27 protein-coding genes, 1 tRNA gene and 1 pseudogene are annotated in these 21,500 nt (G+C 63.7%); 18 read left to right on the forward strand and 11 right to left on the reverse strand.

Annotation, left to right across the window (positions count from 1 at the left end; translation table 11 throughout):
• Position 1: 1 nt before the first annotated feature.
• From efeO to hemQ, 4 genes are all read right to left on the reverse strand, one after another.
• Complete coding sequence (efeO, locus tag JE033_RS01440) at positions 2–1,207, reverse strand: iron uptake system protein EfeO (protein ID WP_370567881.1); 1,206 nt, start codon at positions 1,205–1,207, stop codon at positions 2–4.
• On the reverse strand, positions 1,204–2,130 hold the full coding sequence (efeU, locus tag JE033_RS14560; protein ID WP_234037042.1) for an iron uptake transporter permease EfeU: 927 nt from the start codon (positions 2,128–2,130) through the stop codon (positions 1,204–1,206). Before efeU ends, efeO begins: the two co-directional genes overlap by 4 nt.
• A gap of 156 nt (positions 2,131–2,286) precedes the next feature.
• Positions 2,287–2,775: a Dps family protein gene (locus JE033_RS01445; protein ID WP_090148718.1), complete on the reverse strand. Its 489-nt coding sequence runs from the start codon at positions 2,773–2,775 to the stop codon at positions 2,287–2,289.
• Positions 2,776–2,896: 121 nt separating this feature from the next.
• The gene (hemQ, locus tag JE033_RS01450; protein ID WP_090148715.1) at positions 2,897–3,631 is read right to left on the reverse strand and encodes a hydrogen peroxide-dependent heme synthase; all 735 of its coding nucleotides are present in this window, start codon (positions 3,629–3,631) and stop codon (positions 2,897–2,899) included.
• Positions 3,632–3,878: 247 nt separating this feature from the next.
• On the opposite strand from hemQ, the gene JE033_RS01455 reads away from it, so the two are divergent.
• From JE033_RS01455 to JE033_RS14860, 6 genes are all read left to right on the forward strand, one after another.
• A complete protein-coding gene (locus tag JE033_RS01455; RefSeq protein ID WP_090148712.1) occupies positions 3,879–4,694 on the forward strand; it encodes a FadR/GntR family transcriptional regulator in 816 nt (271 codons plus the stop codon).
• A gap of 18 nt (positions 4,695–4,712) precedes the next feature.
• Positions 4,713–4,786 (forward strand) — tRNA-Ile (locus JE033_RS01460).
• 166 nt (positions 4,787–4,952) lie between these two features.
• Positions 4,953–5,363, forward strand: coding sequence for a hypothetical protein (locus tag JE033_RS01465; RefSeq protein ID WP_200328969.1), 411 nt, complete (start codon positions 4,953–4,955; stop codon positions 5,361–5,363).
• A 593-nt stretch (positions 5,364–5,956) separates the two neighbouring features.
• Positions 5,957–7,639, forward strand: coding sequence for an ABC-F family ATP-binding cassette domain-containing protein (locus JE033_RS01470; RefSeq protein ID WP_200328971.1), 1,683 nt, complete (start codon positions 5,957–5,959; stop codon positions 7,637–7,639).
• 874 nt (positions 7,640–8,513) lie between these two features.
• A complete protein-coding gene (locus tag JE033_RS01475; protein WP_200328974.1) occupies positions 8,514–9,380 on the forward strand; it encodes a hypothetical protein in 867 nt (288 codons plus the stop codon).
• A 59-nt stretch (positions 9,381–9,439) separates the two neighbouring features.
• A complete protein-coding gene (locus JE033_RS14860) occupies positions 9,440–9,883 on the forward strand; it encodes an RNA polymerase sigma factor (RefSeq protein ID WP_370567932.1) in 444 nt (147 codons plus the stop codon).
• A 99-nt stretch (positions 9,884–9,982) separates the two neighbouring features.
• On the opposite strand, the gene JE033_RS14565 is transcribed toward JE033_RS14860, so the two are convergent.
• Complete coding sequence (locus tag JE033_RS14565) at positions 9,983–10,336, reverse strand: hypothetical protein (RefSeq protein WP_234037043.1); 354 nt, start codon at positions 10,334–10,336, stop codon at positions 9,983–9,985.
• Positions 10,337–10,639 carry a hypothetical protein gene (locus JE033_RS14570; RefSeq protein ID WP_234037044.1) on the reverse strand — a complete coding sequence of 101 codons (303 nt, stop codon included), beginning with the start codon at positions 10,637–10,639 and terminating at the stop codon, positions 10,337–10,339. It abuts the gene before it with no gap.
• A 591-nt stretch (positions 10,640–11,230) separates the two neighbouring features.
• On the opposite strand from JE033_RS14570, the gene trxB reads away from it, so the two are divergent.
• From trxB to JE033_RS01510, 5 genes are read left to right on the forward strand one after another with little or no spacing between them, the layout of a single operon-like run.
• Entirely contained in the window at positions 11,231–12,205 is a 975-nt protein-coding gene (gene trxB / locus JE033_RS01490) for a thioredoxin-disulfide reductase (protein ID WP_200328978.1), read from the forward strand.
• Entirely contained in the window at positions 12,202–12,528 is a 327-nt protein-coding gene (gene trxA / locus JE033_RS01495) for a thioredoxin (RefSeq protein WP_200328980.1), read from the forward strand. The genes trxB and trxA overlap by 4 nt, the downstream gene beginning before the upstream one ends.
• The gene (gene arsB / locus JE033_RS01500; RefSeq protein WP_200328982.1) at positions 12,525–13,637 is read left to right on the forward strand and encodes an ACR3 family arsenite efflux transporter; all 1,113 of its coding nucleotides are present in this window, start codon (positions 12,525–12,527) and stop codon (positions 13,635–13,637) included. The genes trxA and arsB overlap by 4 nt, the downstream gene beginning before the upstream one ends.
• Entirely contained in the window at positions 13,634–14,656 is a 1,023-nt protein-coding gene (locus JE033_RS01505; RefSeq protein ID WP_200328984.1) for a metalloregulator ArsR/SmtB family transcription factor, read from the forward strand. The genes arsB and JE033_RS01505 overlap by 4 nt, the downstream gene beginning before the upstream one ends.
• Positions 14,657–14,658: 2 nt before the next feature.
• Entirely contained in the window at positions 14,659–15,063 is a 405-nt protein-coding gene (locus tag JE033_RS01510; RefSeq protein WP_200328986.1) for an arsenate reductase ArsC, read from the forward strand.
• A 62-nt stretch (positions 15,064–15,125) separates the two neighbouring features.
• Here the strand turns inward: JE033_RS01510 and JE033_RS01515 are convergent, their stop codons facing one another.
• Positions 15,126–15,341, reverse strand: coding sequence for a hypothetical protein (locus tag JE033_RS01515; protein WP_200328989.1), 216 nt, complete (start codon positions 15,339–15,341; stop codon positions 15,126–15,128).
• A gap of 60 nt (positions 15,342–15,401) precedes the next feature.
• Complete coding sequence (gene nrdH / locus JE033_RS01520; RefSeq protein ID WP_200328991.1) at positions 15,402–15,629, reverse strand: glutaredoxin-like protein NrdH; 228 nt, start codon at positions 15,627–15,629, stop codon at positions 15,402–15,404.
• A gap of 329 nt (positions 15,630–15,958) precedes the next feature.
• On the opposite strand from nrdH, the gene JE033_RS01525 reads away from it, so the two are divergent.
• Entirely contained in the window at positions 15,959–16,102 is a 144-nt protein-coding gene (locus JE033_RS01525; protein WP_200328994.1) for a hypothetical protein, read from the forward strand.
• Here JE033_RS01525 and JE033_RS14845 read toward each other — a convergent pair.
• Positions 16,099–16,209: pseudogene (locus JE033_RS14845) on the reverse strand (hypothetical protein); the annotation flags it as partial. The gene JE033_RS01525 and the pseudogene JE033_RS14845 overlap by 4 nt on opposite strands.
• 118 nt (positions 16,210–16,327) lie before the next feature.
• On the opposite strand from JE033_RS14845, the gene JE033_RS01530 reads away from it, so the two are divergent.
• The 5 genes from JE033_RS01530 to JE033_RS01550 all read left to right on the forward strand — a co-directional run bounded on the left by JE033_RS01530 (position 16,328) and on the right by JE033_RS01550 (position 18,800).
• The gene (locus tag JE033_RS01530; protein ID WP_200328996.1) at positions 16,328–16,525 is read left to right on the forward strand and encodes a hypothetical protein; all 198 of its coding nucleotides are present in this window, start codon (positions 16,328–16,330) and stop codon (positions 16,523–16,525) included.
• Positions 16,525–17,043 (forward strand): TetR/AcrR family transcriptional regulator, encoded by a 519-nt coding sequence (locus tag JE033_RS01535; protein ID WP_200328999.1) that lies wholly within the window; start codon positions 16,525–16,527, stop codon positions 17,041–17,043. Before JE033_RS01530 ends, JE033_RS01535 begins: the two co-directional genes overlap by 1 nt.
• A gap of 445 nt (positions 17,044–17,488) precedes the next feature.
• Positions 17,489–17,914 (forward strand): hypothetical protein, encoded by a 426-nt coding sequence (locus tag JE033_RS01540; protein ID WP_200329001.1) that lies wholly within the window; start codon positions 17,489–17,491, stop codon positions 17,912–17,914.
• Positions 17,915–17,967: 53 nt separating this feature from the next.
• The gene (locus JE033_RS01545; RefSeq protein ID WP_234037045.1) at positions 17,968–18,246 is read left to right on the forward strand and encodes a transcriptional regulator; all 279 of its coding nucleotides are present in this window, start codon (positions 17,968–17,970) and stop codon (positions 18,244–18,246) included.
• On the forward strand, positions 18,243–18,800 hold the full coding sequence (locus tag JE033_RS01550; RefSeq protein ID WP_200329005.1) for an N-acetyltransferase: 558 nt from the start codon (positions 18,243–18,245) through the stop codon (positions 18,798–18,800). The genes JE033_RS01545 and JE033_RS01550 overlap by 4 nt, the downstream gene beginning before the upstream one ends.
• A gap of 534 nt (positions 18,801–19,334) precedes the next feature.
• On the opposite strand, the gene JE033_RS14575 is transcribed toward JE033_RS01550, so the two are convergent.
• Positions 19,335–20,213, reverse strand: a complete 879-nt coding sequence (locus JE033_RS14575) for a hypothetical protein (RefSeq protein WP_234037046.1) — start codon at positions 20,211–20,213, stop codon at positions 19,335–19,337.
• Positions 20,183–20,713: an MFS transporter gene (locus JE033_RS14580; RefSeq protein ID WP_234037047.1), complete on the reverse strand. Its 531-nt coding sequence runs from the start codon at positions 20,711–20,713 to the stop codon at positions 20,183–20,185. Before JE033_RS14580 ends, JE033_RS14575 begins: the two co-directional genes overlap by 31 nt.
• A 71-nt stretch (positions 20,714–20,784) precedes the next feature.
• On the opposite strand from JE033_RS14580, the gene JE033_RS01560 reads away from it, so the two are divergent.
• A complete protein-coding gene (locus tag JE033_RS01560) occupies positions 20,785–21,348 on the forward strand; it encodes a TetR/AcrR family transcriptional regulator (protein WP_200329007.1) in 564 nt (187 codons plus the stop codon).
• The last annotated feature ends 152 nt before the right edge of the window (positions 21,349–21,500 follow it).

Raw genomic sequence — 21,500 nt, forward strand, 5'->3', positions numbered from 1 at the left:
GTCAACTCGCCACGACCGCCGCGGTGAGCTGCGAGAGGGGCTCGCTGAGCGCGTTCAGCTGCGCGGCGAGCTCATTGCGCTCCGACTGCGGCACCGTGTCGTAGAAGACGAAGCCGTCGTCGTAGTCGCCATAGGTGGCGAGCAGGGCGAACATATCCTCGAAGCGCTGGTCCAGTTCGTCGACGAGGTCGGAATGACCATTGGCCACCGCCGTCTCGCGCACGGTATCGAAAGCGACCTGCGCGCCCTCGACGTTCGCCGTGAAGTCGTAGAGGTCGGTATGCGAGAACTCGTTCTCTTCACCGGGCAGTTTGCCATCAGGCGCCGCGATCTCGTCGAGCAGACCTTTGGCGCCCTCGGTGATATCGGCGATGGTCAACGTGAAGTCGGGTGACGAGACCTTCTCCTTCAGCTCCGTGACGTCGGCCACGAGCTTCTCGCCCAGCTCCGCGCGTTCCTCGGGGGTGAGCGGCGTCAAGTCGGGGTCGCCCGGGTAGTCGCCGTTCGCCACAGCGGCATCATTCCAGAGGTCCATCTCGATGCGGTGGAAGCCGGTGAACTCGATTCCCTCCTCGTCGGCGCCTGGCTTGCGGTAGTCGATCTTGGGGTCCAGGTCGCCGAACTGCTCGGCGGTCGGTTCGATGCGTTCGTAGTTGATGCGCGCCAGCGGGAAGAGACGCTTCGCCTCCGCATCGTTCCCCGCAGCGTACGCATCGACGAAGGCTTGCACCTGGGGCAGCAGCTCTTCGCTCTGAGCTTTGACGTACCCCACGTACTGCGCGACGACGGCCTCGTTCTCCGGCGTCGTCTCGAGGGCGTCCCCCGTGACCGTGAACGCGGCCTGCCCAACGCCAGCGCCGATCATCCCGGGCTTGCAACTGGTGTAGTAGTCGCCCGGACCCACCTGCACCGTGAGATCGCGACTCGATCCGGGGGCGATGTTCTCGACCTCTCCGACGATCGTGAGCTGGTTGCTGCCCAGCACGTAGAACTCGTTGACCTTCGATCCGTCGTTCTGCACGCTGAAGGTGACCGTCCCGCTGGCCGCTTCGGCTGCATCGACACTGCAACCGGAGTCGCTCGCCGTAACGGCGATCGCGTCGGCACTCGGCGCGGCGTTCGGCACGCAGCCCGTGAGCAGGAGAGCGCCGGCTGCGACGGCGAGCAGTCCGCCGGAGGCGCGTCGGAGGGTGAGAACGTGTGTCACGGAGTTCCTTTCGAGAGCACAGGCGCCGTTGCGGCGGCCGCGCGAAGCTGACGGGAATGGCGATCCTGGGCGAAGGACGCGCGCAGGAAGAGCGTGAGTGTCGGAACGAGGTACGCGAACCAAGCGATCACCTCGAGTTTGGTCATCTCGGGCGAGAATCCGAAGATCCCCTTGAGCAGCGCGCCGAGGAAACCGTCGGGAGCGATGATGTGCGGAATGCGGAAAGCCCACGCGGCATCGCCGAACCATGCGGCGGCGAACGCACCGGCTCCCGGAGGCGCCTCCGCGAACGGCCCGGGCAGCACGCCGGCCTCCTGCAAGTCGTGCACTCCGTACGCGAGCACGCCGGCCGCGAACACGATGAGCAGGATTCCGGACCATCTGAAGAACCTCGTGAGATTGATCCGGATCATCCCCCGGAACAGCGCCCAGCCGAGTACTACGGCGACGACGATTCCGGAGACGGCGATCGCGAATCCCAGCAGCGGTGTGAGCTGACTCGCGCGAGTCGTGGCCCAGATGAACAACGCAGTCTCCAGGCCCTCGCGGCCGACGGAGACGAAGGCGAGCACTGCGACGCTCCAGCCTCCCCCGACAATGGCGCGATCCAGCTGCCCACGGAGCTCCGCGCTCAGGCCGCGCGCGGCCCGCAACATCCAGAACACCATCCAGGTGACCATGACGACAGCGAGGATCGAGAGCGATCCCCCGATGATCTCCTGCGCCTGGAACGACAGACCATAGGCACCGAACGTCAGCACACCGCCGACGATCAAGGACAGCAGGATCGCCGCAGCGACTCCCCACCAGATCTTGCGGGCGACATCCCGCCGACCGAGCTGCGTGACGTATGCGAGCAGCACGCTGACGACGAGCGCCGCTTCGAGCCCCTCACGGAGCCCGATCATCAACGTTCCGACCATCGGCTACGAACCTTTCTCAAAGATAGGACTTGAGTAAGGCTCCCCTTACACGGGGAATTTACCACACATTCATCTGATGTGATGACACGAAAAACGGGCGTGATCCCCAAAGGACCACGCCCGCTCCTAGAGGACGCCGCAACCGGCGCCCGCGAACTACTCTGCGAAGTGCGACGACAGGAACCAGCGATCCTTGTCGAGTTCCTGCGCGATCGCGATCACCACATCCTGGCTCACGAGGTCGACGTCGTCGAGCCCCTTCACCGCGGCGTACACCGTTGCGAGCGTCGCATCGATCTGGGCGACGACCTCGCGCACGGTGACCTTCGACTGCTGGAAACCGTCGCTCAACTCGGGGGTGGTCGCGCGCGCCGCGACCGTGCCGAGGCGTGCGTCGACGGGGAGGCCCAGAGCGACGATGCGCTCAGCGACGGTGTCCGCCGCGTTCTGCGCATTCGACACCACGGTGTCGAGGTACTCGTGCACGCCGATGAAGTTCTCGCCTCGAACGTGCCAGTGAGCCTGCTTGCCATTCACGGCGAGCGCGATGAGGTCGTGCACGACGGGGGTCAGGTACTGAGCCACACCGGAGGGACGGTGGAGGTCGCCCTGAGCTGCGGGAACAGTGATCTGCTTAGTAGACATCGAGTGGATCCCTTTCGTTCGTGTGACTGATTACCCTTCACATTACGCCGATTTCTCACGTGCGCAAGGAAGGCAAGGCTCCCTTAATACGCCCGGATTTCCCAGATGAAGCGCGGGATTGTCAGCCGATGACGCGGCCGAGCAGCAGCTCCGCGGATCGGCGCGGGCCGGTGAAGAACGGCGTCTCCTCGATCACGTGACGCCGCGCCTCGGTGGCACGCAGCTCGCGCATCAAGTCGACGATGCGCACGAGGTCATCCGCCTCGAACGCGAGCAACCACTCGTAATCGCCCAGAGCGAACGACGCGACCGTATTGGCGAGCACGTCGCCGTAATCCCGTGCTGCCATGCCGTGCTCCCGGAGCATCTTGCCACGATCGGCGTCGGGAAGGAGATACCAGTCGCGGCCGCGCACGAAGGGGTACACGCACAAGAACTCCTTCGGCGCGTCACCGGCGAGGAACGCCGGCACGTGGCCGCGATTGAACTCTGCTGCTCGGTGCACGCCGATGTTCGACCACACAGGAGAGAGGCGCCCCCGGCTCCACTCCCAGAGCGTTCGGTACGCGAGTTGCAGCGCGTCCGTCGTCGGCGCATACCACCAGACGAGCAGGTCGGCGTCGGCCCGGAAGCCGGAGATGTCGTACCAGCCGCGGGTGACGAGCCCGTCGATGCGTTCAAGGGCAGCCAGCACCTCCGGCACGCTGCCCGGCGCTGCCCCCGTGCTCCCTGAAACCCGCCCGTCTGCATGGGTGCGGTGCTCCTTGAACACGGCGTACATCGTGAAGTTCGTCGCCGCATTGATCTCCTCGGCGACGTGCCGGTGGTCGACCTGCGGCCGGGCTCCCTCGTTCATGCGGCTTCCCTTCTGACGTGAGCACGCAGTGCTCGTACTCCTGATCGCTTCCGCCGAACGCCAGGCGCGAGGCCTGGACGCGCGGTATCAGCAGCACGCTATCACTCCGCGCCCTGTACATCTGATGTGGCCACCCGTCCGTCGAAGCGCGAAACGTTCCACCGCCACGCATATCGACGCACTCCTCTCCCATTCCGCGTCCGATAGCATTGACCCACCATCCATCCCCTGGTTCCAGAGGTTCGCTATGACCACTCCCGTGCGGGGCTCGCAGAAGGCGCGAGACACCCTCGACTACTTGCGCGAGAAAATCTCGTCGAGCGCGTGGGCCGTCGGCGACCTCATCCCCAGAGAGCCCGAGCTGATGGAGCTCATCGGCGTCGGCAAGTCGACCGTGCGCGAAGCGGTTCGCTCGCTCGCCGCCTTTGGAATGCTGGAGACCGTGCCCGGCGTCGGCACGTTCGTGCGTTCGCGAACTCCCGTGAGCACGCTGCTCACCGAATTCCTCGGAGACCACGACCTCGAAGAGGTGCTCGTCTACCGGCGCTCCCTCGAGATCGAGGCCGCTCAGCACGCTGCTGTGCACCGGAGCGAAACGCAGCTCGAGGCGCTGCGCGCCGCGGCCCTCCGCGATGAGCATGCGGAACGAGACGAAGTCATCACGTGCGAGCAAAGCACGACCCCGGGCTCATTCCACCTGCTGGTCGTCGAGGCGAGCGGCAGCAAACTGCTGCTCGACCTGTATCTCGGCGTCATCTCCGTTCTGCAGCGCGCGCGCACGCAGGGCCGGGTGATCCTGGGCACCACGATCGAAACCATGCATCTCGACCACGGCGCCGTACTCCGAGCGATCGAAGCGCGAGACGTGCGCAACGCGGCGCACTCCATGGCCCTGCACGTCGACCGAGACCTCGGACTTCGCACGGACATGCTCGACTTCAGTCAGCACACGGAGCGCGCCGCCTCCCTCATCGGGGCGGGCTACGACCCCGGTGAGATCCCTGCACCCGTGCAGAATCCGCAGGCGGCCGCCGAGCTCGAAATCGATGCGCGCCGCGGCTAAGATGAAACGGTTGCCCAGGGGGCGTTAGCTCAGTCGGTTAGAGCACTGGACTCATAATCCATCGGTCGCGGGTTCAAGTCCCGCACGCCCTACTCCTTCGGCTCCCATCGCGTTCGCGGTGGGAGCGTTTACTTGAAGAGGTCGAGACATCTCGGTCCGCTGTTTGCCGATCAGGTAGCCGAGGGTCACGTCGAACTCGCTTCCGAGATCACGTCTACGCCCTCCAAGCCCCCGGGGATTCTTGCTGAGACCCTCGGGATGCACTCCGGCGCGAACTACTGGCTCCTTTTGCAGGCCATGCAACGCCATCGTCCGCCGCTCGGCAGCGGGCAAAGCCCGTTTCCGCGGAAGGGAAGGCCGCGCGCGGCTCGTCTGCGAACCGCCCTCGATGATGCGCAGCGAATGAACATGCCGCCGCTGCAGGGCTCTGAGGAGCAGATCCCTTACGGCACCGAACTGCGCTACGACGCACTGCGGCTCTTGTACGAGGAGCTCGTGCAGTCAGAACGGATGACTGAGGACGAGTGCGACGAGAAAGTCACGACGCTCGCGCGCAGGATCAATCGGGCGAAGTTCTGGATCGAGCACCAGGAATCGTCCGTCGACGATATCCTCCGGGATCTCGCTGACCCAGGTGATCAGAACATCGGCACGGAGAACCCGTTCTAGAAGGAACTGGGACACTCTCGTCCCTGAGAGAGCGCCCTGCCGCGGTAATAACCGTGGCAGGGCGCTCTGGTGTCTGGCAGGGTCGCTTCGACGATGCGCCTCGTCACCACGAAGTGCGAGGAGCGACCGCGATGCCAGCTTGTCAATTGGTCACACAACACGATAATGAATGTTCTCCGCCGCGACGGATCACTCGGCGGCTGCAGCCGGAAGCGACCCGACCGTCGTTCCCAAAGTGGACATGGCGCCTCGCGATCGAACCGACGTTCGCGATATGGTCGTTCTGTGTACCGCCTGTCGTCTGGTTAACGGGCCTGCGTCTCATCCGCGCAGGGTTCTCCCCGGAGGGTGTCTTCTCTGACCCTTCCTGACCCCGTCAGACCACCTCCGATCGCTCGCATCGCTCGGAACTCGCCGTACAGGAGGCCTCGTGGCCACCCTCTTCTTGCCGCATGCTCGGCGATCCCGGACGATTCGGGATCAGCCCGCCGCACGCGCACGCGACCCAACGAGCGGAACGGTGCCTTCTGCACGCAAGTCATTCCCACCGGACCCCTCGTCCCCTCCATTCCGGGGAAGAAAGCAGTACCCACATGTCCCACCTCGAACTCACCGGCATCAGCTATACGCTGCCCGATGGCCGGCCACTCCTGAGCGACGTCGGATTCCGTGTTGGCAACGGCGCGAAAGTCGGCCTGATCGGCGCGAACGGCGCGGGGAAATCCACGCTCCTCCGCATCATCGTCGGCGATGTGACCCCCGACGAGGGCGTCGTCTCCCGCGGCGGCACCGTCGGCGTGATGCGGCAGTTCTTCGCGTCGGGCACTGTGCATGGGCTCTTGCTCTCGTTCGCGCCCGCAATCGTTCGGACGGCGGCGAAGCAGGTGCAGCGTGCAGAAGACGCGCTGCTCGAGAACACCGATCCACTTCGTGAGGAGGCCGTCCAGATGAGCTACGCTCGCGTGCTCTCCGAATGGGGCGACGCGGGCGGCTACGAGATGGAGGTGCTGTGGGATGTCTGCACGATCGCAGCGCTCGGCATCCCCTTCGATCGATGCCGTGATCGAGCGCTGACCTCACTGTCGGGAGGCGAGCAGAAACGGCTCGCTCTCGAGGCGCTGCTGCGCGGCGGCGATGACGTGCTCATCCTCGACGAACCGGACAACTATCTCGACGTGCCCGGAAAGCGCTGGTTGGAGGACCGCCTCCGCACCTCAGACAAGAGCGTGCTGTTCATCAGCCACGACCGCGAATTGCTCGCGCGCAGCGCTACCGGCATCGTCACGCTGGAGCTGGGCGCCGCAGGCAATACGGCGTGGACGCATCCCGGCTCGTTTGCGAGCTACCACACGGCTCGGGACGCCCGCTTTGCCCGACTCGAAGAGCTTCGGAAGCGCTGGGACGAGGAACACCAGAAGCTCAAGACCCTCGTGCAGATGTACAAGGACAAGGCTGCCTACAACGCCGATATGGCGAGCCGGTACCGGGCCGCACACACACGTCTCGCCCGGTTTGAAGCGGCAGGGCCGCCAGAGGAGCGACCCCGTGAACAGGATCTCGTGATGCGACTCATGGGCGGGCGCACGGGCAAGAAAGCCATCGTGTGCCGCGAGCTCGAGCTGACGGGGCTGATGCTCCCGTTCGATCTCGGGGTCTGGTACGGCGACCGGGTCGCCGTCCTGGGTTCCAACGGGTCTGGCAAGTCCCACCTCCTTCGACTGCTCGCCGCGGGCGGCAGCGACCCCGAAACGGAGCATCTGCCCGGAAACGATGTGGTGATCGAACCGGTGCTCCACGAGGGCACCGCGAAACTCGGGGCCCGTGTGCGCCCTGGCTGGTTCGCGCAGACCCAAGGACGGCCGGACCTGGCCGGACGCACGCTCCTCGACATCCTCCACCGCGGCGATGATCACCGACAGGGGCTCCCCCGCGAGCAGGCGGCGCGGGCGCTCGCCCGCTACGAGCTCGCCGAGGCCTCGGAGCAGACGTTCGAAGCGCTATCCGGCGGGCAGCAAGCGCGGCTCCAGATCCTGCTCCTTGAGCTGAGCGGGGCCACCCTCCTGCTCTTGGACGAGCCGACCGACAACCTCGATCTCGTTTCGGCGGAGGCTCTTCAGCGCGCACTCCGCGCGTTTGACGGCACCGTGCTCGCCGTGACCCACGACCGCTGGTTCGCCCGTGACTTCGACCGATTCCTCATCTTCGGGCAGGACGGCGAAGTCACCGAGTCCGACGTCCCCGTGTGGGACGAAGGACGCGTACGGAGGGGACGGTAGGAGGATCCCCCACGCAAACCAGAGCACCCCGGCACGGTGCCAATCGTGCCGGGGCGCTCTGCGAAATTGACGAGTGCTGATCTCAGTACGTCGGATCCGCCGATGGCGCCTACTGCTGGTGCTGCGAGACCTGAGCGGTGGGGGGCGTGCAGCGCATCGTGGGTAAACTCTTCGCGGGCGCGTACGTTCACCCATGCGGACACCTGCCTACGAAGTTGCGTTCCCGTTCAGGGCTGGCATTCTGTGATCGCAAAGTACGGCTGGCATGTCGTGGTTCGGCTAAGGATCGTCCCGAGCAGTAATCCAGCAAGTATCGCAAAAATTGGTACTGCAATGAGCAAAATCGGATGCAGAAGTATGGTGCGTATTGCGGCGATTGCACATGCGATCACAGACATCGTCAGCGCAACGACGGCACCGATGAGACTGATAGCTTGTTCCGCCTCATCCGTCGTTGGCAGCTCAATGATCTGCCAGTTATAGATAGCGAAATCCCCGTTCATTACAAGCCAGAACGGGGAAATTACTGCCGCGATGGCGGAGAGTCCGGATAGCAACCAGATGACTGCTGTGGACCCTCCGCCAACGGAACCAGTCGAGCTAGAGGTTTGCGAAATGACTCGTGCCACTTTCTAATCAGGTAGTGAAGCTGCGCTTTCTCCCGACCATAGATCAGCCCTCTGGGAGAGTCTCATCCGTTGTATGCCTGATCCCATGAAACGTCGCTCGATGTGAGCGTACGGATGCTGGATGGCCCAACCCCACAGCAGGTCTCGGCGTTTTGTATCAAGACAAATATCGAAGTCTCGATTCTTTTGTCACGTTTCTGCCCTGTCGGTACAGGTAGTAAATAACAAGGCGATGGGAGTGAGTCATGAACGAACAGCTGGATGCGGATATTGATGCCCGATTGCGGCGTCAAGCGCGCCTCACCCCAGAAATGAGTGAGAGCACTTGCAGGCAGCTCGTGAACCGTGCCGAGGTTGAAGCGCGGGCTCGTCAGAAGCGGATCCGCATTGGGCTCATCGGGTCGCTGGCTGCAGTGATTGCACTCGGGGTCCCGTCCGCGGCTGTCGCGAACGTCGTGTTTCAGGCACAGACAGGACGATTCAACGCGAGCGAGGAACAGCGAGCCTCATCCCCCGTTGATGAGACGGAAAACGATTCCGACCTAGGCGTCTTCGACCCCGGCAGTGAAGGAGCACCGGGGGCAGAGTGGATCGACATGGGGGCCAGCGACCTCGACCAGTACATCGCGTCCCGCGCGCCCCGAGATATCCCCCTTCCAGACGGTGTCACGTGGGATGACGCACTCGCCAACTTCTTCAGCAGGTTCGATCAGGACGCGTACATCGCCTCAAACGATCTGGGCGGCAGCGGGCAAGTCGCGGCTGAAAGTCTCGTCGTCGACATCATGCTCGAGAACCAGGCACGACGAGAATGGCTTACAGCCTGGTTCGAGGCGTATGACCGCGAGGATGAGGCGATGATGAGCGAAGCGGGACTGGTGCTCGGCCAGTCAGCTGATTGGCCCGCTGAAGCGGCAAGTACGCGAGGGGCCTATCTGGAGCAGATGCACGAGTGGGGACGCCTCATTGCAGCTGGGGACTACGAAGCCGCTCAGGCGTACGCCATTTACCACGAGTGGAGTGACTTCTCAGATGGCAAAGACTACTCAGACGTCAGCGGAGAAATACTGTCAGGTGCACGTGTGGCCGCTCCGGAAGCAGGCGATGAGTGAGGCGCGCCACATTCCAGGACGTTTCGACGACTGACATCCTGAAAGACTCGCTGTCGAAGATGGTGCCCGAACTCGTGGGGTACTTCAATCGACGGTTGGGTAATCTCGACGATGCATCGGACGCTGCAGGAGACACGCTCGTAGAGGTTCTTCGATCTCCGCGGAAAGTCCCTTCTGATCCCGTGCGATTTCGGCAGTACGTTTTCGGAATTGCGCGTCATGTCCTGGCGCGCAGTCGGCGCGGCAGGATCCGGCACAACGAGATCGCTGATCGTTTGAAGGCCGAGCTCGGGGCCTCTGAACAGTACGCTGCAATACCTGAAGACCCACTGCTCGCTGACGCGATCGGACGTCTGGGTGCGAAGGATCAAGAGCTACTGCTTCTGGTCGCATGGGAGGGGTTCAGCATTGCGGACGCGGGCTCCACACTCGGCCTCAAGCCTGATGCTGCGAGGAAAAGATACTCGCGAATACGACAAGCACTCAGGACTCAGCTGGGTTGAGGTGAAAGACCCTCGCAATAGACGGTCCTACGTAGATCAGAGCACCCCGGCACGGTGGAAACCGTGCCGGGGTGCTCTGAAGTGGGGCTTTCGCTGTTCTCAGCACGTCGGCCTAGCCGAATGCGCTTGCTGCTGGTGCTGCGATGCCTGCGCGGGGGCGTGGAGTGCATCGTGGGTGGACTGTTCGCGGGCACGACGTTTCACCCAGTCGGCCGTGAATTCGATGAGTGCTTCGACTTCGTCCGTTTCGTAGGTGCGCGTCCCACGCAGCTCCCACCGGGCATCAGTGTGAGGCCGGGTGTGGTGGTCGACTTCCCACGAATTCGGGATGCGATCAGGGTCTGAGGAATCAGTACCGAGGTAATGTTCAGTCACGGCAAGGCAGCGATCCCCCGCGGTGTTCTCGATGATGTAGCGGCCGGCGCCGAATGTCTCGGGATCATCTTCGTACATTCAGACGGCTTTCTCGTGCCGCGCGGTGATGACCTGAAGCTCTTCAGTAAGCAGCATCATCGCCGCCTCGCGCGCGTGCCGTTGGCTGCTGGTCTCGAAGCCGAGTTTGACGTCCTGGTGCTCGTCGACGCGGAGGATGTAGCCGGCCTCGGTTTTCTGCATCCATCCGGTGAAGACCGTCTCACCGGATTCGTTGGTGAAATCGACTTTGCCGTAGTCGTCCGAGGCGGCGCCGTCGCCGGTCGACCAGGGCTTGGGTTCGAGCCGGTAACCGGAGTCATAGGCGTTCACGTTTTCGGGCATCTGCGTCTCCTTGCTGGTGGTACTCCCCCGGTGATGATCCGCTGCATGGGATCTCGGGGCTCACACCGAGACGCAGCACTCAGCGCACTTCCCCATCACGATCCGCCTCGAGCTATTCAGCACAGCTCGCACAGTTCACATGCCAGTCGAGTCACCGCTCAGCGTGCTCACTTCGTGGGGTGCAGCGCGCGGTCGACAACCGGACCAGGCGATGGCCAGAAACGAAGTACCCCTACCCCTCGTCACCATCCAGATCGCGCCCAGGCTCTCACCACCCGGCCCGGACTTTCCCCCGGAAGAAAGCCGGAGTGACCGCGCAGGCGCCGAGCACCGACCGGATTCTCTACGAAGTCGAACAGGCCCGTGGCGACGTCAGGCATTTGCGCCCTCTTCGGCATCGACCATTGAGACCATGCTGCGCTACTCGGCCACGACCCTCGAATCACCCCGTCCGGTCGAACCGCCGATCGCGGCGAGTCGCCTCCAACCGCGCACCCCGAGCGCACACCGCGATTGAACAGCGGATGAACACTCGCTCCGACACCTGCTCCGGCCTTGCGCGCCTGTTTCGATGGATGTCAATATAGAGACATGTCGATGCAAGTGCTGGAGTTGGTGATCGTCGGGTCTGGCCCTGCGGGGTACACGGCGGCGATCTACGCGGCGCGGGCGGGGCTGGCCCCGGTCGTGGTGGCGGGGTCGGTGACCGCCGGTGGAGCGTTGATGACGACGACGGAGGTGGAGAACTTCCCCGGCTTCATCGATGGTGTGCAGGGGCCGGAGTTGATGGCGTCGATGCGGGCACAGGCAGAGCGGTTCGGCGCGCGCATCCTGATGGATGACGCGACCGGTCTGGACCTGACCGGCCCGGTGAAGACGATCACGACCGGCAGCGGTGATACCTACCGGGCGGAAGCGGTGGTCTTGACGATGGGGTCCGCGTACCGCAAGCTCGGCCTTCCCGAGGAGGAGCGCTTGTCGGGGCACGGGGTCTCGTGGTGCGCGACGTGTGACGGGTTCTTCTTCCGCGACCAGGAGATCGCTGTGGTCGGCGGTGGGGATTCCGCGATGGAGGAGGCCCTGTTCCTGACGCGGTTCGCGTCGAAGGTCACGCTCGTGCACCGTCGCGATGTGTTCCGGGCGTCGAAGATCATGGCCGAGCGGGTTCTGGCCGATCCGAAGATCGAGATCGCCTGGAACAGCGAGGTCGCCCAGATACTCGGTGACGACCGGGTGGCCGGGCTGCGGCTACGCGATACGGTCACCGGTGCCGAACGGGTGCTGGAGGCGGCCGGGGTGTTCGTCGCGATCGGGCATGACCCGCGCTCCGAGCTCATCACCGGGCAGGTCGACACCGATCCGGACGGGTATGTGCGGGTCGCGCATCCGTCGACGGCGACGAACCTGCCGGGCGTGTTCGCGGCCGGTGATCTGGTCGATCACACGTACCGGCAGGCGATCACGGCCGCGGGCACCGGATGTGCAGCCGCGCAGGACGCCCAGCACTATCTCTCCCATCTCGCCCCCGCCGCTCAGCCGGCGCCCGTTCTGGAGGTCTCCGCATGAACACTGTCACCCCTGTCGCCGACGCGACGTTCCAGAGCGAGGTGATCGAGTCCGAGCTGCCGGTCGTGGTGGATATCTGGGCGGCGTGGTGCGGGCCGTGCAAGGCTATCGCCCCGATCCTCGACCAACTCGCCGAGGAGTACGCGGGCCGGGTGAAGATCGTGAAGATCGACGCCGACCAGAACCCGGAGGCCGTGACCGCGGCCGGGGTCACCTCGATCCCGACGCTCGAGTTCTACCGGGCCGGGGAACGGGTGGACGTGCTCATCGGCGCGCACCCGAAGCCCGTTTACGCTGCGAAGATCGAGGAGCTGCTCGCATGACCCAGACGCACACTGCCCCCGTCACGGCGGCCCCGAGGCGGCTGTCCACGCTGGACAAGTGGCTGCCGGCGTGGATCGGGCTCGCGATGGTCGCGGGCCTGCTGCTGGGCCGTTTCGTTCCCGCGCTCTCCGACGCACTGTCCGCGATGGAGGTCGGCGGGATCTCCGTGCCGATCGGACTGGGCCTGTTGGTGATGATGTACCCAGTGCTCGCGAAGGTCCGCTACGACAAGGTCGCGGCCGTCACCGGAGACAAGCGCCTGCTCGTCTCCTCGTTGCTGCTGAACTGGGTCGCGGGCCCCGCGGTCATGTTCGCCCTCGCCTGGATCTTCCTGCCCGACCTCCCCGAGTACCGCACCGGCCTGATCATCGTCGGCTTGGCCCGGTGCATCGCGATGGTCGTGATCTGGAACGACCTCGCCTGCGGCGACCGCGAAGCGACCGCGGTGCTCGTCGCGGTCAACTCCGTGTTCCAGGTCGTGATGTTCTCCGTGCTGGGCTGGTTCTACCTCACGGTCCTGCCCGGCTGGCTGGGCCTCGACACCCAGGGGCTGGAGATCTCGGTGTGGCAGATCGCGCTCAACGTGCTCGTGTTCCTCGGCGTCCCGCTCATCGCCGGGTTCGCGTCCCGCTGGATCGGTGAGAAGCGCCGAGGTCGGGAATGGTACGAGGAGACATTCCTTCCAAGGGTTGGGCCGTGGGCGCTATACGGGCTGCTGTTCACGATCGTGCTGCTGTTCGCCCTCCAGGGCGACGCGATCGCGTCGAATCCGCTTGATGTGGCCCGGATCGCGCTGCCCCTGCTCATCTACTTTGGCTTGATGTGGTTCGCCGGCCTCCTGCTCGGTAGGGCCCTGGGCCTGGGCTACGCGCGGTCGACGACGCTGGCGTTCACGGCGGCGGGCAACAACTTCGAGCTCGCTATCGCGGTCGCGATCGGCACCTTCGGCGCCGCGAGCGGGCAGGCCCTCGCAGGTGTCGTCGGCCCACTAATCGAGGTGCCCGTGCTCGTCGGTCTCGTCTACGTCTCCCTCTGGGCCGCGCGCGCCTGGTTCCACACCGACCCCTACACGTCGACCGCTGTGCCGACTGGATCGAGGACCTCATGACCGACACCCTGCTGCTGAATGAGACGGAGGCGTGCGCGCCGTCGGTGACGCACGCGATCGGGACCGAAGCAGCCGCCGCAGTGGCTGGCGCGTTGAAGGCGCTGGCCGATCCGCTGCGGCTGCGGATGCTCTCCGCGATCGCGTCCGACCCGCGCGGCGAGTCGTGCGTGTGCGACCTCGCCGAACTCGCCGACGTGTCCCAGCCCACCGTCTCCCACCATCTCAAAGTCCTCAAAGACACCGGGCTGCTCACCGCCGACAGGCGCGGCACCTGGGTCTGGTACCGCATCGTCCCCACCCGCCGTGCCGCCGTCACCGCGCTGCTCGACGCCTTCGCCCCAGCCACCGTCCTCGGCACCCCCGATCACGAGGACGCCGGGCGTGCAGAGGCGCTGCGCGATATGGACGCTCGCGTCACCCGCCTCGCCGAGGAACTCGCGGACGAGCTCACCGGTCTGAACCGGGACCTGGTGGTCGCGATCGTCCGCGAGTCCTACGCCGGCCTCGTCCGCTCCGCGAAAGTGACCCGGCACATGATCCCGCTCACCGAGCGGTTCGCGAGACAGCGGCTGGCCGATCTCACCCGGGACCGCGCGGCGGGAACACCGCAGGTGTTGTTCGTATGCGTTCAGAACGCCGGCCGCTCCCAGCTCGCCGCCGCCCTGGTCAACCAGTTCGCTGCCGGCACCGTGATCGCACGCTCCGCCGGGTCGTCCCCCGCGGCCGACGTGCACCCGCATGTGCGGTCTCTGCTGACCGAGATCGAGGGCGAGCCGGAGGCTGGGGCGGCGTTCCCGAAGCCGCTCACCGACGACGCTGTGCGTGCCGCCGATGTGGTGATCACGATGGGGTGCGGGGACGTGTGCCCGATCATCCCGGGCGTCCGCTACGAGGACTGGGCCGTGGGCGACCCTGCCCTTGCCTCCCCGGAGGGGGTCGCGGCGATCCGCGACGACATCGAAGCCCGCGTCCGCGCACTACTCACGACCCTCACCATCGGAACGAAAGAAGCGAACTGAACATGCCTGATCAGAAGCCCTCCGTGCTATTCGTCTGCGTGCACAACGCTGGCCGTTCCCAGATCGCCGCGGGCTACCTCCGCCATCTCGCAGGAGGTCGGGTCGAGGTGCGCTCGGCCGGGTCCATGCCCGCAGAGCAGATCAACCCGGTTGCCGTCGAAGCCATGGCAGAGGAGGGCATTGATATCACCGCCGAGCAGCCCAAGATCCTCACATCGGAGGCCGTGCAGAACTCCGATGTGGTGATCACGATGGGCTGTGGCGACGCCTGCCCAATCTTCCCCGGCAAGCGGTACGAGGACTGGAAGCTCGACGACCCCGCCGGGCAGGGTTTGGACGCCGTGCGCCCGATCCGCAACGACATCAAGCACCGCATTGAGACGCTGCTCGCTGAACTCCTCGACTGAACGGGGTGCCGAACAATTGAGGGCAGGAACCAGTCGGGTCCTGCCCTCGTGCTACCTACTGCTCAGCGAACTTGAGGGGGCCGCACCGAACTGGATGAGCTGCGGTATCCCGCGCGATATCCAATCGGGACGAACGCCATCCCAGTATCTGGGAAGAGGTCGAGGTCGCCGAGCTCGTACCCTTCCTCATCTGTGGCGAAAACTCCCAAAATGCGGCCCTCGAATTCGTCGCTCGCTTGCGCGATCCACACGCCTGGCTTGTCTGTCTGACGTTTCATATCGCTGTCCTTTGCTCTTCAGGTGAGCTACCCGCTGCGGGGGCACATGTCATGATTCAATCAGCCGACAAGTCCGGCGATTTTGTCGGGTCGAAACCCACTCCAGTTGTCGTCGTCGGTAACCACGACTGGGGCTTGCATGTATCCCATTTCCTTGACGGTCTGGAGTGCGGCTTCGTCGGCCGAGAGATCCACGACGTCGTAGACGATCCCTTTGCTGTCGAGAGCGCGATAGGTCGCGGTGCACTGCACGCAGCTGGGCTTCGTGTACACAGTGATGGTGTTCATGGCGTGCCTCCTGTGACCGAGACGCGGCACCCCGCGCTGTTCGTGATTTCCTCCCTCACGTTTTTTTGCCGTGAAGGCACGTATGTGCCTGCGGAGGCGCGCAGCGTGCAGCCTGACCGGAGGGGCAACCCTGCGTGGCGCAGACACGCGAGGGTGTACCGTCAAGCAACGCCGCGAAGCGGGGGTGCGGCCGGTTGGGTGGAACGCGAAGTGGCCGTATGCTGCCGAAGGCTTCACTGCAAAAAAAACGGGCGTAGCCCGAGAAGAAAAGAGCCGGCCTCTGTGCCGGCTCCTCAAGGCGCACGATGTGCGCTCCGATCAATAAATAGGTGAACGTGAAGAGGTTGTTCAGCGTGCTGATCGCGATCGGCATGGTCGTGGCGGCCGCCTACGTTGCTCTCGTGATTCACGCGGATACGACGTGCCATCTCCCTGAGAAGTTCTGCGTCGAGGAAGTTGCCTGGCTCGATTAGCTCAGCGGTTTCGTACCGTCTTTTCTGCTCGGTTCTGCCCCGAGGTGACGGTAGATCGTTGCGCGGCTGACGCCGAAGGTGTCGGCGACTTCTCGGACGGTGCGATCGCCGGCGTCCTACACCGCACGCGTGGGTTACTCCGAGTGTCCGTTGGCCCTGCCTTGACAGGGCATCAGGCCGGCCTATACGGTCGTATTGTACATTCGTATTGAGATGAGGGAAGTTATGAGCAAGCACACGTGGGCATTCGTTGTCGGTGTAGTCATGATCGTCGGGGGGCTGGTGATGTTCTTCGCTTTTCTTGACGTCGAAACCCCTGTCATCGGCTTGCGACAAGTCGGCCTGGTACTCGCAGTGCTCGGCTTGATCGAGATCGTGGCGACCACGTGGTCGATGGTCGGGTCGCGACGAACACGAGACTGATGACAGTCCCCCACTTACTCGACGGCGTGCTGACTGTGCTCGCCGAGCAAGGCGTCGGAGCCCTCAGCGTCCGTACGGTTGCCGCGGCGGCGGGTGTATCCCCAGCACAAGTGCAGTATTACTACCGAACGAAAAGCGAATTGGTGCGGGCCGGTTTCGATTACGCGGGAGAGCAGTTTCTCGCGGACGTGGTCGCCGCGCAGCCCGTCACACTCATGGACTTCGTGCAGCAGTGGCTCCCCCTGGACGATCGACGCGAGCGCCGCGCTCGAGTCTGGCTCGCCTACGCCGCGATCTCAGCTGCCGACCCGGAGCTCGCTGCCGCCTCGGCTGAACTCGATGAAGAACTTCGGCGATGGTTCATCAGCCGTAGCCTCTCAGACCATGCGGCGTCGCAGCTCTTCGCAATGATCGACGGAGTCACGGTGCAATGCCTCATGCTGCCCCAATCAGAACGCCGGCCGCTCATCGAACGCACACTATTGCCGTTCATCTCGGGCATCGAGTCGAGCATGTAAGGACCCCAGCGTGCCGGAGTGAGAGAGTTCGCAACACTGCACCCCACGTCGTGACAGCGGGAAACGCTGCAGATACTCCAGATCGCGGAGCGGTTCGCGAAGAACAACCCCGACTTGATCTAAACGGCAAAACAGGCCGCCCCTCCCGAAGTTCTGAGAGGGGCGGCTTCGTCGTTCCCAGGCTTATGTATGGGGTACACGGTGGGCCGGGACGACACCAGAATTCTGGAACATTCGATGCAGTGCATGAAGGAGATTGACCTCCCGCGGGACCACGTGTTATTTCGCTCAAACGTGAGCAGAGAAGCCACTTCCCACCAGGGGACCGCCTTGCATCCAGCACTCAGCTCGCGCGAAGCGCCCTCGTTCAATGCAATCTGGACCGCCAACGCGGGAGCAATACCGGAGGGACAGCGCTTAACTTTACGTATGATAAAGTGTTTTCATGTCCACGAATCATATCTCTATAGATGACGCACGCAAGATGGTGATCGCCAGCGAGAAGGCTGCACGAGATGCGCGGCGAGCAACGCTCTGGTTCCGAGTTTTCGTTTTCCTTCAGGCTGCATATGCGCTGGCTTTCACGCTGTCGATCGATATTGCTGGAGTGCCCTACTGGCCAGCGTTCGCCCCCCTCGCCGTGGCGACCATCTCGATATGGATGATCGCGTTCCGCTACCGCCAGTCAGTGCCCCGCAATGGGCTGCGCAACATGGGGATCGCGTTGGCCACCTGGTTCGCGCTGTACACCTTGATGCTCGACCCGGCGCTGCAACTCTTCGGGTTGTCTTCACCGTGGTGGTGGGTAGCGGTCGGCATGATTGCAATCACCCCCATGCTCGCGTGCCTACTCCCGAGCTCACGACGATGAGCCACCCACGAAAAGACATCGACGCGCTCATCCACTCCCCCGTAAGGTTCTCGTTGCTCGCAGCACTGGCAAAGCTGGAAGACGCGGACTTTCGGTATCTCGCGAATCTTCTCGAGGTGAGCGATTCCACGCTCTCCCAGACCCTCACCACACTTGAGGCCGCGCACCTCGTGACGGTGCGCAAAGAACCATCCGGTAGGCGCACGAAAACATGGGTTGCCATCACGGATGCTGGACGAGCAGCATTCGCCCAACACTTAGCCACCCTGCAAGCCATCATCGAGGCCGGCGGTCAGCAACACGACGGTGGATCGCAAAGGAGTAAGCCATGAAGATTCCGATCCTGCATGCGGGCGCGGGGGACCTTGAGGCCGCGTCAGAAACCCTCGCTGCCGCGTTCGAGGACTACGCCTGGACGAGATACGTGATCCCAACCACCGACTACGCTGCGCGTTTGCTCACGCTCCAACGGTTGTACCTCGACTACGCCCATCAGCACGGCATTGTTGGAGTGACCGCTACTGGTGACGGGGTCATCGCGCTCATCCCACCATCGGCGCCAGCACCCGAAGAGCACACGGTCGAGCAGATCATTGCCTTACACGGTGACCGCCTCGACCGACTCATTCAGTCGGAGCCCCCTGCGGGCGCGTGGCGACTCGAAACACTGGGCGTGAGGCCAGAGCAGCAAGGACAGGGACGAGCATCAGCGCTACTCGCGTTCGGCTTAGACGCGGTCCGAGCCCGTGGCGGATCCATCATCGCGCTCGAAACCTCCGACCGGCGAAACGTGCGCCTCTACGAACGGCACGGCTTCAGGATCACCCAGAACACGGAAAGTGCCGGGCGCCCGCCCGTCTGGAAGATGGCTGCCTCGCTGCGATAGTCAACTGCGAAGCCGCAGTCGGTGCCTGCTCTGAGAGCTCCATCTTGCAGAAACATATAGATGTCGTTCGAAAACCCGCGTACCCACACGCATCACTGACAGCAAGCCGCCCTCACTGGTCAAGCGCGGGCTCCCCCAGCAACGCGTCGTGCTCTCAGCGCTGCAGTGCTCTGCCTAGACACTGCAGGGCTTCGAGTACGTGCACTTACCTCCCGCCCTTGTTTCCAGGAGCTGCTCGGACACATTTCCGGGGCCGGTGCTGGGGTGGCACAGCAGACGCCCGTACAGGTCAACCCCACCCTGTGACGTGTCAATGATGAGGTCGGCGTCCTGGCAGCGCGAGAAGGAGATTGACCTTTTCGGGGCTACGTGCAAATCCTCCAAGAGCGATCTGCAGATCTCGCTGTTTTCACAGCCAGACTAAGCGGTGCGCCGCTCGAAACCCGAACACCGGCACAATCAGCATCGTCTTCACACATCTTGCGACCACCGACCGCCATTCTCACGATTGATCAACGTTCCCGACCAGTACATCTAACGCTCCTGCTTCACATTAACGCCGCGAAGCAGCAGACCTGTGACGATCGCGCCAACGCCGATCACGGCGCAGCAGATGATGGCAGCAACGTTGTATGCGTCACTCATGCCCATCAAGGCGGTGAGAGTCGTGAAGACACTCCCGACTACTGCGACCGCCGTGAGGGAACCGAATTCATAGGAAACTTCCTCGAGCGACGACGCCATTCCAGCTCGGTTCGCGTTCACGTTGCCCATCACTGCCGATGAAGCTGCGGTCATTGCTGCGCCGAGGCCTATTCCGGTGACGCCGAGCGCACTACCGAACATGACAACTCCGTGCGGCAGCGCGAAAAGTGCTCCGATCAGACCGAGGGTGCCGGTGGTGAGTCCTCCCACGATGAGAGGGGTGGGGCCAGTACGGTGCATGACCGCGCCGCCGATGAGGCTTGCCGGCAACGCGCCAATGAGAATGCAGGTCACGAGCAGGCCAGCCTGCAGGGGCGTGTAGTCCTCGGCAAGCTGGAAGCGCTGCGTCGTAATGAGCTGAAGCCCGGCGATCGCAAACATAGCAAGACCTGCGGCCAGTGCACCGCTACTGAGCGCGCGTGAGCGGAAGATCGTGAAGTCGAGCAGCGGATGCGCAAGCTTGCCTTGCCGTCGCGCGAAGAGGGCGAGACTGCTGACGGCTATTACGAGCGTCACAGCGACGACCACCCAGTTGCGATCGGCTTTCGCGACTTCCTTGATACAGAAGACTAGGGCGGCGAGCCCGGCGAGCGAGAGCAGTGATGACAGCGCGTCCCAAGGGGTTTCCTGGTGAGCGGTCGATGCGGGTACGACGAGTGCTCCGCCGATGAGCCCGGTCACGACAACTGGAATATTGATAAGGAACACCGCGCCCCAGTGAAAGTGCTCGAGCAAGAGGCCGGCGACCACCGGGCCGACTGAGGCCCAACGAGCGACACGCTCGCCCAAACCCCGATAGCCATGTTGCGTTCGCGGGCGTCGGCAAACGTCTGTCTGATCAGTGCCAACGTTGCCGGCATGATCATCGCCGCTCCAACCGCAAGCAGCGCACGCCCAGTGATCAGGATCGCAGCGGTCGGCGCGAAGGCAGCGACCAGCGAGGCGATCCCAAACACGATAAGACCCCAGATGAACATCGGCTTATGGCCGTACTTATCACCTAGCGTGCCGGCTCCGAGCAGCAGGCCGGCCATTACAAGCGGATACGCGTTGATGATCCACAAGCCCTCGGACGAGGACGCTCTCAGGTCCTCCGTCAACTTTGGCAACGCCGTGTACAGCACGGAGTTATCGAGAGCCACCATCAGCAGGCCGAGCGACACCAGAACCAGGATGACCCAGCGGTGGCGTGTGCTGAGTTCAGGCAAGAATACTCCAATCAGAAAGAAACAACCGTCTAGACGGTATAGCATAACCGTCTAGACGGTATAGTTGACGCATGAGACGATCAGACGACGAATCAATTCGGAGCGATTCCAACCAAACCCGGAGAACGATCGTCGGCGCGGCCGTGACACTCCTCGCAAGGAACGGCAGGCCAGCGTCAATGGACGCTGTGGCCGAAGCCGCCGGAGTGTCCAAAGGTGGCTTGTTGTACCACTTCCGCTCACAGAAGGACCTCGCCGTCGCCATGTGCGAAGACAGCGCTGTGCGATTGCGCGAGAGCGTGATCCGCCAACTCACACCCGCCGACCAGCGACCCGGACGTCTGCTCCGCGCATACGTCCGTGCACTCCTCGGTGAGGATTCCGAGGCAGCGACCGCAATCATGCACTTCGTGGCACTGACGGTGTACCGCGACTTCGAGGAGGCGCAGAAGGTCTTCGAGGAAGACGCACAGCAGTGGCGAAACACTTTCAACCAAGACGGCATTGAATCGCACGTCTGGCTGACCGTTCGGCTCGCTGCCGAGGGAGCAGTCGCCTGCCTGGGGACCGCGTACCTCGATAGCGTCGAACGCGAGGCGCTCCGGCAACACTTGTTCGCGCTCTCCGAAGCCTGAAGCCAAACTCTCGACGTTCAGACCGGGCTCAGTGGCCATGTTGAAGAACGATCGTTCGTGACGCAGCGATCAACGGGGACTTACAACGCGCCGTCTACGGCCCTGAGAGCCGCCTATGCCGCCTGGGCGAGGCCCGGTGCCGCCTTTGCTTT

The organism is Leucobacter sp. L43 (assembly GCF_016597785.1).
In the GTDB taxonomy this organism is placed as follows: domain Bacteria; phylum Actinomycetota; class Actinomycetes; order Actinomycetales; family Microbacteriaceae; genus Leucobacter; species Leucobacter alluvii.